This window comes from Leucobacter sp. 1207-22 (assembly GCF_052850455.1).
Genome location: NZ_VXCR01000001.1, coordinates 179037 through 191785, shown reverse-complemented (window position 1 = coordinate 191785; position 12749 = coordinate 179037). Strand labels below are relative to the sequence as shown.

Sequence of the window (12749 nt, the reverse complement as noted above, 5' to 3'; positions counted from 1 at the left end):
GCTATGGCTGACCTCTTTGACTGCTCCGATCCCTCACAGCTCCTGAGTGGCGTGCGTGCTGCACGTCAGGCGGTTGGGCGAGGCGAGCTCGTGGTTCTGCCGACCGACACCGTCTACGGTGTTGGCGCAGACGCGTTTTCGCCAGAAGCTGTCGAGCGACTGCTCGCAGCAAAGGGCCGTGACCGACAGTCTCCGCCGCCAGTGTTGATTCCCAACACTGACACTCTTGCTGCGCTCGCTCGCGAGGTAACCGAACCCCTCACCGCGCTTGCCAATGCCTTCTGGCCAGGGGCACTCACGATCATTACGCACGCGAACCCTGCCCTCGACTGGGACCTCGGCGACACTGGTGGTACCGTCGCGCTGCGAATTCCCGCAAATGACCTCACGGTTGAACTCTTGCGTGAAACCGGGCCGTTGGCTGTCTCTTCAGCGAACCTCACGGGCGAGCCAGCCGCGACACATGCGGCTGAGGCGCAGGCTATGCTCGGCGACTCGGTTGCGGTCTACCTTGAAGAGGGAGTGGCCGATGGCCTCTCCTCAACAATCGTCGATGCGACGGGTCTCAATGCAGACGGCACGGGCGCGGTTCGTGTGCTCCGCGTCGGTGGCATTTCACCCGAAGAGATCAGTGATGTCCTCGAGCTTGCAGACGTGCAGGTCGTTATTGCGAAGAAGGCGAAGCGTGTTCCTGCTGAGCTTGCATCTGAGTCTGCGACCGAGAGTGCCAATGATGTGTCTGAGGGTGCTCCGGCAGTAATCGACGAAGCTGACACCGTCGGACATTCGACCGAAAGTTAATATGACCCCGTATCTAGTCGTCGCAGGCGTCGCGGTTTCCGTGACGTTTGTGATGTCGTACGTGGTGCTGCAGCTCAGTCGGCGGTTCAATCTTGCGCCTGAGGTCCGCGCCCGCGACGTACATGCGACCCCGACGCCGAGACTCGGCGGCATCGCAATGTACGTCGGACTACTTGCGGCATTTGGGGCAGCGTATTTTCAGCCAGAGTTCTCGCCGTTGTTCACGCAGACGTCCCTGGTATATGCGCTCATTGGCGCATGCACGCTTATCGCTGCGGTTGGCGTGCTTGATGACCTTCTGGAACTTGACTGGATGGTCAAGCTGGGCGCGCAGTTCGTGGCGACGGGCTTGCTCGCTTGGAGCGGCGTCCAGATTGTGTCACTTCCACTCGGAGACACGCTCATTGTTGGCTCGCCGACCATGAACTTCGTGATCACCGTCGTCCTGATGACGCTCGTCATGAACGCGGTCAACTTTATTGATGGCCTCGACGGACTCGTCGCCGGGGTTGCATTGATCGCGAGTGCCGCATTCTTCATCTATACGCGACTTCTGAATGCCCAGCAGGGGCATGTGGACTCGATCATTTTCGCTGGACTCATCGCCCTAGTGATTATGGGGATTTGTGCAGGTTTTCTTCCATACAACTGGAACGGCGCCAAGATGTTCATGGGTGACACTGGAGCGCTGCTTGTCGGACTGCTGATGGCAAGCTCGACCGTCGCAGTTACTGGCCAGGTAAACCCGGCAGCGTTGGACCTGAAGCTTGTTATCGCAAGCTACATCCCAATCATTCTTCCGGTCGCTGTACTTGCGCTGCCGCTTGCGGACTTCACTATGGCGGTCCTCCGCAGGCTTCGTGCGGGGAAAAGCCCGTTTGAGGCGGATCGAAAGCACCTGCACCATCGATTGCTTGACATGGGACACTCTCCGGTCCAGGCGGTCCTGATCTTCTACCTTGGTACGGCCGTGATTTCTGTCGCCGTGCTCCTGGTATTTACCTTGCAGAGCTACGTGGTCCCGGGCATCGTCGTGGTGCTTGGTGCGGTTGCGTGTTTGCTGCTGTTGATGTTCCCTGCCCAGCGACTACGGGACGGCGCAGTGCGCCGAGGCTTGATACCTTGGAAACCTAGCGCGAAAAGAGCGCCCGATCACACTTCCGTCGTGTCCGCGAATGCCGTGGTGACAGCGACGAACGAAAGGACTCCAGAGTGAGCTCATCATTGCAGCCAGATGCCGCAGGAAAGGGTGCAACCGAGTACCCAATGCCGACATCACAGCCGATGCTGCTGCGCGGTATTCGCTGGGGAATCATCGCCACGGTCGTTTCGATGATCGTGTTCGCTGGCATCGGCTTCTTCGTGTCTGACACGCGCGGGCTGTATGCGGGCCTCATTGGCGCAGCTATTGGTGGCGTGATGTTGCTCATGACCGTAGGAAGTATCGCGTTCGGCAATCGATTCGTTGCGAGCCCGATGTACCTGCAGATTTTCTTCATGATTGTGCTTGGCGCGTGGATCGTGAAGCTCATTGGCTTTGTCGTCGCCGCATTGCTGCTGAAGAACCAGCCGTGGCTTGACCCAAAGATGCTGTTCATCTCGCTCGTGGTGACCGTGCTCGTGTCGATCGTCATTGACGCAATTATTGTTGCTCGTGCGCGTGTTCCATACGGCGCATCGTTGCCTGAATAAGGTAAATCCTCAGTTTTTCGCGATTTGTCGATACAAAACGCGGTAAGTCCAGGCCTCGAGTTTCACCCGAGGCGAAATATTGCTAAGATATGTTCGTTCCCTGCCGGGCTTTTGTGCTGCAAGCGCGAGTCGCAGGCCGGGGCACGATCATCGTTCGAAGCCGTGCGGCCACGCCGCACCGAATCAGGAGAATGGCGCTGTTCGCTAAGGCTATGCACCTCGTTGCCCCCGGTCCTTTCAGTCTCGAAGAGGGTGGGTTCCACGGACCATCACTCGATGACTTCTTCCCCGCAGCGGTACTCTTCGAAGGCACTCCCTTCGAGATGAACCGAATCATGATCATTCGAATGATCATGGTTGTTGTGCTGCTGGTACTTTTCTGGCTGGGAACCCGTAACCTTCGAGTCATCCCGGGCCGCGGCCAGGGTGTACTCGAGTTCGCTCTCGACTTCGTTCGCAAGAACGTCATTGAGGAGCAGCTTGGCATTAAGGAGGGTCGCCGTTTCGCGCCCCTGCTGATGTCGATCTTCTTCCTGACGTTCGCGTTCAACGTCACGGGCATTATCCCGGGCTTCAACATCGCCGCATCGTCGGTTGTTGGTTTCCCCATCTTCATGGCACTCGTCGCGTACGTTGCCTTCATTTACGCGGGTCTTAAGAAGCACCCGGGTAAGTTCCTCAAGAACTCGCTCTTCCCTGCTGGCGTTCCCAAGGTGATGTACATCCTGGTTACCCCGGTTGAGTTCCTGTCGACGTTCATCATGCGTCCAGTCACTCTCGCACTGCGACTGCTCATGAACATGCTCGTCGGCCACATGATCTTGGTTCTGCTTTTCGCGGCTACCAACTTCTTCATCCTGCAGGCTGGCGGTCTCTTCCCGCTGCTGGGTGTTGGCACCTTCGCCTTCGGTTTCGCGTTCACGCTCTTCGAGCTGTTCGTTGCTGGCCTCCAGGCGTACGTCTTTACTCTGCTCACCGCTCTTTACATCCAGCTCGCGCTGGCTGACGAGCACTAATAAACCCCTGAGTTCGGCTCCCGCCGCACTCATAACGGAAGGAAACACTTAACGTGTCTGTTCTCGCTGAAATCTCGGGCAACATCGCAACCGTCGGCTACGGCCTCGCAGCAATCGGCCCCGCAATTGGTGTGGCAATCGTTGTTGGCAAGACCATCGAAAGCACCGCTCGCCAGCCCGAGCTCGCAGGCAAGCTCCAGGGCATGATGTGGATCGGTATCGCATTCACCGAGATGCTCGCGCTCATCGGTGTTGCAACCTACTTCATCTTCGCTTAATAACCCCACCTTTCCCTAGTCTCGAAAGGGAGGCAAGATGAATCAGGCAGTGCAGTTTGCTGCAGAGGGCGCGGCTCAGAACCCCCTTCTGCCAGCAACGTACGACATCGTCTGGTCGGCGATTGCGTTCATCATCATCCTCGTCGCTTTCTGGAAGGTCTTCCTCCCGAAGGTGCAGGTCATGCTTGACGCACGCGCTGAGGCTATTGAGGGCAACATCGCGAAGGCTGATGAAGCTCAGGCCCAGGCTGAGGCGGCTCTTCAGGAGTACACCGCTCAGCTTGCAAGCGCTCGACAGGAGGCCGGCGACATTCGCGAGGCAGCCCGCGTCGACGCAACCAAGATCGTTGCAAAGGCCAAGGATGACGCAGTTGTTGAGGCAACTCGCGTAACCCAGGCAGCTCAGGTTCAGATCGAAGCAGAGCGCCAGAGCGCAGTCGTCTCGCTCCGTAAGGACGTTGGCTCGCTCGCAATCGACCTCGCTTCTGGCGTGGTTGGTGAGTCGCTCACCGATGACCAGAAGGCTTCGGCTCTGGTTGATCGCTTCCTCGCTGAGCTCGAGGCTTCTGAGAAGGCGGCGAACTAATGGGAAGCGCGTCACGCGAAAGCCTCGCGGCTCTGCGCGCGAACCTTGGTTCGGCAGCCGATCAGGGCGTCGGAACTTCGCTGCTCGCCGCAGCAGGTGAGCTCGTTCAGGCTCCCAGTCTCGTTGCGGCACTCGTCGATGCTTCTGCTTCAGCAGATGCGAAGTCAGCGCTGGTAGCTCGCGTTTTCGCGAAGCTCCCCGCTGGCTCGCAGTCGATCCTCAGTGCTGCTTCAGCACTGAGCTGGTCGAGCACCGACGAGTTCGTAGCAGGAATTGAAGAGCTCGGCATTCGTGCCGCGGCTCAGTCCTCGAACGAGATCGTCGATGAGCTGCTCGCAATTGCGGGCCTCATTGACAGTGATCACGAGCTCGAGCTCAACCTCGGTAGCAAGCTCGCCCCTGCTGCTGACAAGGTAGCGCTTCTGCGCCGCCTCGTCGCTGGCAAGGTGAGCGACACTGCTACCGCAGTTGCAACGCATCTCGCAGCATTCCCTCGCGGTCGTCGCCTTGGTGCGGCTCTCCGTGAGGCAGCGCGCACCTCGGCAGACCAGGCAGGCTTCGAGCTTGCGACGGTCACTGTCGCTGGAGCGCTCAGCTCAGCACAGCAGTCGCGACTTGCTTCGATTCTCGAGGCAACCGCGGGTCGTCCGGTCAAGGTGACTACCGTCACCGATGCTTCCATCCTTGGTGGCATTCGCATCCAGATGGCAGACGACGTTATCGACGGCAGCGTTCAGGCACGCCTGGACGACCTTCGTCAGCGTCTCGCAGCGTAGAGCACAACATACCTAACCCGGGGGCGGCGCTTCCGGACCAGACAGAGGAAACGAAATGGCAGAACTCTCAATCAGCCCGGATGAAATCCGCGACGCGCTGAAGGATTTCGCAGCGTCGTACGAGCCGGCTCAGGCGGGTAAGACCGAGGTCGGAACGGTCATCGACGCCGCCGACGGTATTGCTCACGTCGAGGGCCTCCCCGGCGTTATGGCAAACGAGCTCATCCGCTTCGCGGATGGCACCCTGGGCCTCGCTCAGAACCTTGAAGAGAACGAGATCGGCGTTGTCGTTCTCGGCGAGTTCGGCGGTATCGAAGAGGGCCAGCAGGTCACTCGCACCGGTGAAGTTCTCTCGGTACCCGTAGGTGAGGGCTACCTCGGCCGCGTGGTTAACCCACTGGGCGAGCCCATCGATGGCCTCGGCGAAATCGCTGGCATCGAGGGTCGTCGTGCGCTTGAGCTTCAGGCTCCCGGCGTTATGCAGCGTAAGTCGGTTCACGAGCCGCTGCAGACCGGTATCAAGGCAATTGACGCGATGATTCCCGTTGGCCGTGGCCAGCGTCAGCTCATCATTGGCGACCGCCAGACCGGTAAGACCGCAATTGCGATCGACACCATCATTAACCAGAAGGCTAACTGGGAGACCGGCGACAAGTCGAAGCAGGTTCGCTGCATCTACGTCGCTATCGGCCAGAAGGGCTCGACCATTGCTTCGGTAAAGGGCGCGCTCGAGGACGCCGGCGCAATGGAGTACACCACCATTGTTGCTTCGCCCGCATCTGATCCCGCAGGCTTCAAGTACCTCGCACCGTACACCGGCTCGGCGATCGGCCAGCACTGGATGTACGACGGCAAGCACGTTCTCATCATCTTCGATGATCTGTCGAAGCAGGCTGAGGCGTACCGTGCAGTTTCGCTGCTCCTTCGCCGTCCGCCAGGGCGCGAGGCATACCCCGGTGACGTCTTCTACTTGCACTCACGTCTCCTCGAGCGTTGTGCAAAGCTTTCGGACGAGCTCGGCGCAGGTTCGATGACCGGTCTTCCGATCATCGAGACCAAGGCAAACGATGTCTCGGCATACATCCCGACCAACGTGATTTCGATCACCGATGGCCAGATCTTCCTCCAGTCGGACCTCTTCAACGCAAACCAGCGTCCCGCAGTAGACGTGGGCATCTCGGTTTCGCGTGTTGGCGGCGACGCACAGGTGAAGTCGATCAAGAAGGTCTCGGGTACCTTGAAGCTTGAGCTTGCTCAGTACCGTGCACTCGAGGCGTTCGCAATGTTCGCTTCGGATCTCGATGCAGCAAGCCGCAAGCAGCTCGAGCGTGGCGCACGCCTCACCGAGCTCCTCAAGCAGCCCCAGTACTCGCCGTACGCGGTCGAGGACCAGACTGTTTCGATCTGGGCTGGTACCAAGGGCTTCCTTGATGACGTCCCCGTTGAGGACATCCTCCGCTTCGAGCGCGAGTTCCTCGACTTCCTTGGCCGCAACTCGGACGCGCTCTCGAACCTCGCTTCGACGAACGTGCTCTCTGACGAGATCGTTGCAGAGCTCACCTCGCAGATCGAGAAGTTCAAGAGCGAGTTCCGCACTGCAGAGGGCAAGAGCCTTGCAGAGCAGTTCAACGCCCTTGACGAGTCCGAGATCAAGCAGGAGCAGCTGGTCGTCAAGAAGTAGTTGCTGACAGGGTGGGGGCAGAAGCCCCCACCCGTCACCTCAACTTTCAGACACTAGCCGCAAGCAAACAGGAGAGACATGGGAGCGCAACTTCGGGTCTACCGGCAGCGAATTAAGTCTGCCCAGACGACCAAGAAGATCACCCGTGCGATGGAGTTGATCGCGGCTTCGCGCATTCAAAAGGCACGAGCCCGCGTCGACGCATCGAACCCCTACACCGACGCGATCACTCGCGCAGTGTCGGCGGTCGCCACGCACGCGAAGACCGATCACCCGCTGCTCACGGAGGCCGACAAGGTCACCCGCGCCGCTGTGGTGATTTTCACCTCCGACCGCGGACTCGCTGGCGCGTTCAACTCGCAGGTTCTCCGGGAAGCCGAAGAGCTCAGCGAGCTGCTTCGCTCAGAGGGCAAGGAAGTGAGTTACTACCTCGTTGGCAACAAGGCCAAGGGTTACTTCAACTTCCGCCGTCGTTCTTCGGAGCGCATCTGGGCCGGCGACACCGAGAACCCAACATTCGAGACTGCTCAGGAGATCTCTGAAGCTGTCATCGAGGCGTTCCTTCGCCCCGCAGAAGAGGGTGGCGTCCAGGAGATTCACCTGGTCTTCAACCGCTTCATCAGCATGGTGACTCAGGCCCCGCAGGTTACCCGCCTGCTCCCGCTGCAGATTGTTGACGGCGTCGACGAGACCGTTGAGGCACAGCCTCTTTACTCGTTCGAGCCCGAGGCAGACGTCGTTCTTGACAAGCTGCTCCCTGACTACATCGAGTCGCGTATCTTCAACGCACTCCTTGAGTCGGCAGCTTCGAAGCACGCTGCAACGCAGAAGGCGATGAAGGCGGCAAGTGATAACGCGGATTCACTTATCCGTGATTACACCCGCCTCGCGAATAACGCTCGCCAGGCTGAGATCACCCAGCAGATTTCTGAGATTGTGGGCGGCGCTGACGCGCTGTCCAACTAAGACACGCACGAAGAGAGAAGAGACATGACCGAAACCGCCGCAGTGGCGAATGAGGCCAAGGTTGTCGGGCGCATTGCTCGCGTAACCGGCCCCGTCGTCGACATCGAGTTCCCACACGACGCGATCCCCGCCGTGTACAACGCGCTCGAGACGACCGTCGACATGGGCGAAGGCGCAAAGCCTTTCACGCTCGTGCTCGAGGTTGCTCAGCACCTCGGTGACAATCTCGTTCGCGCGATTGCACTGAAGCCGACTGACGGCCTGGTCCGTGGCCAGGAAGTCGCTGACACCGGTGCACCGATCTCGGTTCCCGTTGGCGACATCACCAAGGGCAAGGTCTTTGACGTTGCAGGTAACGTCCTCAACCTTCCTGATGGCGAGTCCATCGAGGTTACCGAGCGTTGGGGTATCCACCGCACTCCGCCCGCATTCGATCAGCTTGAGTCGAAGACTCAGCTCTTCGAGACCGGCATCAAGTCGATTGACCTTCTGACTCCTTACGTACAGGGCGGTAAGATCGGTCTGTTCGGTGGTGCAGGCGTTGGTAAGACCGTCCTCATCCAGGAGATGATCCAGCGTGTGGCTCAGGACCACGGTGGTGTTTCGGTCTTCGCTGGTGTTGGCGAGCGTACCCGTGAGGGTAACGACCTGATCCACGAGATGGAAGAAGCAGGCGTCTTCGACAAGACTGCTCTCGTCTTCGGCCAGATGGATGAGCCCCCCGGGACTCGTCTCCGTGTTGCACTCTCGGCACTCACCATGGCTGAGTACTTCCGTGACGTGCAGAAGCAGGACGTGCTCCTCTTCATCGATAACATCTTCCGCTTCACGCAGGCTGGCTCGGAGGTTTCGACCCTTCTCGGCCGTATGCCTTCGGCAGTGGGCTACCAGCCTAACCTTGCGGACGAGATGGGTATCCTTCAGGAGCGCATCACCTCGACCCGTGGCCACTCGATTACGTCGCTTCAGGCAATTTACGTGCCTGCGGATGACTACACCGACCCGGCTCCGGCAACGACGTTTGCGCACCTCGACGCAACCACCGAGCTCTCGCGTGAGATCGCTTCGAAGGGTCTGTACCCCGCGATCGATCCGCTGACCTCGTCGTCACGCATCATGGATCCCCGTTACTTGGGCGAGGATCACTACCGCGTGGCAACCACCGTCAAGCAGATCCTCCAGAAGAACAAGGAACTGCAGGAGATCATCGCCATCCTCGGTGTCGATGAGCTCTCTGAAGAAGACAAGATCACGGTTGCACGCGCACGCCGTATCCAGCAGTTCCTCTCGCAGAACACCTACATGGCGAAGAAGTTCACCGGTGTTGAGGGCTCGACTGTTCCCCTCAAGGAGACCATCGAGTCGTTCGATGCGATCGCAAAGGGCGAGTTCGATCACGTTGCAGAGCAGGCGTTCTTCAACGTTGGTGGTATCTCGGACGTCGAGGAAAACTGGGCACGCATGCAGAAGGAAATGGCTTAGTCCATGGCTGCACTCAACGTCAGCGTGGTCTCCGCAACCAGCAAGCTCTGGTCGGGAGAAGCCACCCAGGTGGTCGCGCGGACCGTCGAAGGCGAGATCGGCATTCTTGCTGGTCACGAGCCCTTCCTCGCGTTGCTCGCTCAGGGCGAGGTGCGTGTGAAGACCGTTGCAGGCGAGACCATTACGGTCAACGCCGAAGACGGGTTCTTCTCGGTCGATAACGACAACGTGACCGTGGTCGCGGGTACGGCAGTTCTCGCCTAACCCACGCGGTTACCGCAGGGCCGGTTCGCTTCAAGCGACCGGCCCTGCGCCATTTCTAAGGAATTAATATGCGAGTTCTTCTGCCACCGTCTGAGACAAAGCGTCCAGGCGGTACACGTCTGTCAGAGGCGTTGTCGTTCGCAGGTGAACTCTCTGATGCGCGAGCCGCTGTTCGGCAGGCTCTCGTTGCGTTGAGCGCCGATGAAGATGCTGCGGTTCGCGCCCTGAAGCTCGGCGTCAAGAATCGTGGCGAGGCTGCTTTGAACCTCGCACTGGATTCCGGTGAGCTGTTGCCCGCCATCGAGCGTTACACGGGAGTCCTGTATGACGCGCTTGCCGTCGATTCCCTCTCCGCGGGTGCTCGTGAATGGGTTGACTCCCACGTGTTTGTTCAGTCAGCGCTCTTTGGACTCATCGCCGCGACTGACACGGTACCCGGCTATCGGCTTTCTGCTTCGACCCGGTTGCCTGACCTCGGGACGCCCCTGAAGCGCGTCTGGCAGCACGCTCACGCAGAGATTTGGAGCGCGTGGGACTACGTCCTCGATTTGCGCGCAAAAGACTACGCAGCACTCGCACCGCTACCTGTTGGCGCAGGCGACCCGATCGAAGTACTCAGTCGCGCTGAGGACGGCACCGTTCGTTCACTCAATCATTTCAATAAGGCTGGCAAGGGTGCACTCGTTCGCGCGCTTGCTGAGTCACATGCTGATATTCATTCGCGTGCTGATCTATTGAACTGGGCAGAGGCCCACGAAATCGAGCTCAGCGAAGCAGATGAGGATCCGCAATCTTCACCGCTACGACTCGTCACGAATGTTGGCGTGCCAGGTGTCAAGTAATCTCAGATTCGCGGAGAATAGAATGTCAGTCCATAACTCAGGAGGAACGCCGGTGATCGGACGTGGTGAGAACGCTGTAAGGCGGAGACTTCGTGTCTCTGCAGAGAGCGAACTCGAAGTCGAACTGTCATGGTTCGCGCTCACCGACGTTGGTCGCCGCCGTGAGACGAATCAGGACAGCTTTGTCGTGACGCCACCTGTCTTTGCGGTTGCTGACGGCATGGGAGGTCACTCGGCTGGTGAGGTCGCCTCTGCCGCCGTCGTGAACCGGCTTGCTGAAATCAAGGATGACTTTGGCGCTGGCGAGCAACGGATTGAAGACCTTCTCACTCAGGCCGTCAGCGACATTCAGGTTGACGCTGGCGATACCGACCTCGGTGCTGGCACGACGGTGACCGGTGCACTCCTGTCAAGTGAAGAAGAAACGCCTGTCTGGCGAATCTTTAACATTGGTGATTCTCGTGTCTATCAGTACTTCAAGGGCGCACTGAGCCAGATCACCGTCGATCACTCAGTGGTGCAGCACCTTATTGATACTGGTGCGATCACTGAAGAAGAAGCTGAGACGCATCCGCACGCGAATGTGATTACGCGTGCGGTTGGTTTTAATGAGCCGCCAGTTCCTGACTACACGACTCTTGCGACCATTGCGGGGCAGCGTCTCCTGCTGTGCTCGGATGGTCTCGTAAAAGAACTCACCGACCTCGGGATTCAATACTTCCTTGCAAACACGTCTTCTGCAGAAGAAGCGGCGGAGGCACTCGTGAAGGAAGCCCTTGATAATTCGGGTCGCGACAATGTCACGGTCGTGATCATCGATGTCCATTCGGTTGGCGATGTCATCGACACTGGCAGCTTCATTCTCGAGGATGAGGCCGACCAAGTATAATTTCGTGCGCGGATCGATCCGCCCAGCTTCGCAGATAGAGTTCAGCGCCCCAGTTTCTTTCGGAACTGGGGCGCTGAACTCTATCTTGGGTGGCTTACGCTGCTGCGAGTGCCTCATCCATGACGGTGATGACCTCTGCAATGAGTTCGTCAGTCATCTTGAGCGATGGCAGCAAACGGATTGCCTGGTTGTACACACCGGTCGAGAGCAGGAGAACGCCGTTCTTCGCTGCGTAATCAACGACGTGTGCGACGAGATCAGCATCAGGAGTCGTCGTGCCAGGCTTCGAGAACTCGATAGCGAGCATTGCGCCGTGACCGCGAACGTCTGAAACAGCCTCGTACTTCTCCTGCAGGCCGCGGAGGCCAGCCATGAAGGAAGCCTCAATGCGCTGGGCCTCTGCGAGAAGGTTCTGCGCCTCAATCTGCTCGAAGACAGCGACGGCTGCTGCACAGGAAACCGGGTTGCCACCGAAGGTGCCACCCAGGCCACCTGGCTGCGACTTGTCCATGATTTCTGCGCGACCGGTAACACCTGCGAGGGGGAGACCACCCGCAATTCCCTTAGCGGTCAGGATCAGGTCAGGCTGCACACCGAAGTGCTGGAACGAGAACATCTTGCCCGAACGCGCGATACCGGCCTGGACCTCATCTGCAATGAAGACAATGCCGTTCTCGCGGCACCATTCAGCAAGCGCCGGGAGGTAGCCGTCTGCTGGAACCACGAAACCGCCCTCGCCCTGAATCGGCTCGAACACGAGGCAAGCGAGATCTTCGGCGCCAGCCGACTTCTCAAGGAACGCGATGGTACGTGCAGCGGCTTCAGCACCGGTCAGGCCATCGTGCAGCGGGTACGAGTTGGGTGCCTTGTAGATGTTGCCTGCGCGGGGACCGTAGCCCTGCGCGTAGGGAGCACCCTTGTGGTTCATGCTTGATGTGAGAAGCGTGCGGCCGTGGAAGGCGTGCTCGAGAACAGCAACGCCGGGACGACCGGTGTGCTTGCGTGCAATCTTGACACCGTTCTCGACTGCCTCAGAACCGGAGTTCACGAGAACTGTCTTGTACTTCTCATCTGCTGATGCATACTTCGCGAGGTACTCAGCGACCTGCACATACTGCTCGTATGGGGTCATGGTGAACAGCGTGTGGGTCACCTTACCCATCTGTTCACGAGCCGCAGCGACGACAGCATCGTCGGTGTGACCAATGGTGGTGACGCCGATGCCGCCACACACGTCGATGATGCTATTGCCATCAACGTCGATGATGATCGAGTCGTGTGCACGCTCGATGTAGACGGGGAGGAGGCTGTGAACGCCGGGCGGAACGACTTCCTGGCGACGTGCGTGCAGCTCCTGCGAACGGGGGCCGGGGATATCGGTCACGACGTTGCGCTTTTGGGGGATGGTGTTTTCCGTAACGATGGCTTCGCTCATGCACGCAATCTTACTCCCGAGACCTATGTATTGGCGTTGGT

At 59.1% G+C, this 12749-nt stretch carries 14 protein-coding genes; 13 read left to right on the top strand and 1 reads right to left on the bottom strand.

Going from position 1 to position 12749, the window contains the following annotated elements:
* The first annotated feature begins 3 nt into the window (after positions 1 to 3).
* From FW756_RS00830 to FW756_RS00770, 13 genes are all read left to right on the top strand, one after another.
* Positions 4 to 801, top strand: coding sequence for an L-threonylcarbamoyladenylate synthase (locus FW756_RS00830; protein ID WP_446428288.1), 798 nt, complete (start codon positions 4 to 6; stop codon positions 799 to 801).
* A 1-nt stretch (position 802) separates the two neighbouring features.
* Positions 803 to 2017, top strand: coding sequence for an MraY family glycosyltransferase (locus FW756_RS00825; RefSeq protein ID WP_446428287.1), 1215 nt, complete (start codon positions 803 to 805; stop codon positions 2015 to 2017).
* Entirely contained in the window at positions 2014 to 2493 is a 480-nt protein-coding gene (locus FW756_RS00820) for a 3-oxoacyl-ACP reductase (protein WP_446428286.1), read from the top strand. Before FW756_RS00825 ends, FW756_RS00820 begins: the two co-directional genes overlap by 4 nt.
* A 191-nt stretch (positions 2494 to 2684) precedes the next feature.
* Positions 2685 to 3509, top strand: coding sequence for a F0F1 ATP synthase subunit A (atpB, locus tag FW756_RS00815; protein WP_446428285.1), 825 nt, complete (start codon positions 2685 to 2687; stop codon positions 3507 to 3509).
* 53 nt (positions 3510 to 3562) lie between these two features.
* On the top strand, positions 3563 to 3787 hold the full coding sequence (gene atpE / locus FW756_RS00810; protein ID WP_025133963.1) for an ATP synthase F0 subunit C: 225 nt from the start codon (positions 3563 to 3565) through the stop codon (positions 3785 to 3787).
* Between the two features lie 37 nt (positions 3788 to 3824).
* Positions 3825 to 4373 carry a F0F1 ATP synthase subunit B gene (locus FW756_RS00805; protein ID WP_446428284.1) on the top strand — a complete coding sequence of 183 codons (549 nt, stop codon included), beginning with the start codon at positions 3825 to 3827 and terminating at the stop codon, positions 4371 to 4373.
* Positions 4373 to 5149 (top strand): ATP synthase F1 subunit delta, encoded by a 777-nt coding sequence (gene atpH / locus FW756_RS00800; protein WP_446428283.1) that lies wholly within the window; start codon positions 4373 to 4375, stop codon positions 5147 to 5149. The genes FW756_RS00805 and atpH overlap by 1 nt, the downstream gene beginning before the upstream one ends.
* 55 nt (positions 5150 to 5204) lie before the next feature.
* The gene (atpA, locus tag FW756_RS00795) at positions 5205 to 6830 is read left to right on the top strand and encodes a F0F1 ATP synthase subunit alpha (RefSeq protein ID WP_446428282.1); all 1626 of its coding nucleotides are present in this window, start codon (positions 5205 to 5207) and stop codon (positions 6828 to 6830) included.
* 78 nt (positions 6831 to 6908) lie between these two features.
* Positions 6909 to 7796, top strand: a complete 888-nt coding sequence (locus tag FW756_RS00790) for a F0F1 ATP synthase subunit gamma (protein ID WP_446428281.1) — start codon at positions 6909 to 6911, stop codon at positions 7794 to 7796.
* 24 nt (positions 7797 to 7820) lie between these two features.
* Complete coding sequence (gene atpD, locus FW756_RS00785; protein ID WP_446428280.1) at positions 7821 to 9278, top strand: F0F1 ATP synthase subunit beta; 1458 nt, start codon at positions 7821 to 7823, stop codon at positions 9276 to 9278.
* 3 nt (positions 9279 to 9281) lie between these two features.
* Positions 9282 to 9542 carry a F0F1 ATP synthase subunit epsilon gene (locus FW756_RS00780; protein WP_188022648.1) on the top strand — a complete coding sequence of 87 codons (261 nt, stop codon included), beginning with the start codon at positions 9282 to 9284 and terminating at the stop codon, positions 9540 to 9542.
* Between the two features lie 68 nt (positions 9543 to 9610).
* Positions 9611 to 10384, top strand: coding sequence for a YaaA family protein (locus FW756_RS00775; RefSeq protein WP_446428279.1), 774 nt, complete (start codon positions 9611 to 9613; stop codon positions 10382 to 10384).
* Positions 10385 to 10406: 22 nt separating this feature from the next.
* Positions 10407 to 11273, top strand: a complete 867-nt coding sequence (locus tag FW756_RS00770; protein ID WP_446428278.1) for a PP2C family protein-serine/threonine phosphatase — start codon at positions 10407 to 10409, stop codon at positions 11271 to 11273.
* 94 nt (positions 11274 to 11367) lie between these two features.
* On the opposite strand, the gene FW756_RS00765 is transcribed toward FW756_RS00770, so the two are convergent.
* Entirely contained in the window at positions 11368 to 12708 is a 1341-nt protein-coding gene (locus tag FW756_RS00765) for an aminotransferase class III-fold pyridoxal phosphate-dependent enzyme (RefSeq protein ID WP_446428277.1), read from the bottom strand.
* Between the last annotated feature and the right edge of the window lie 41 nt (positions 12709 to 12749).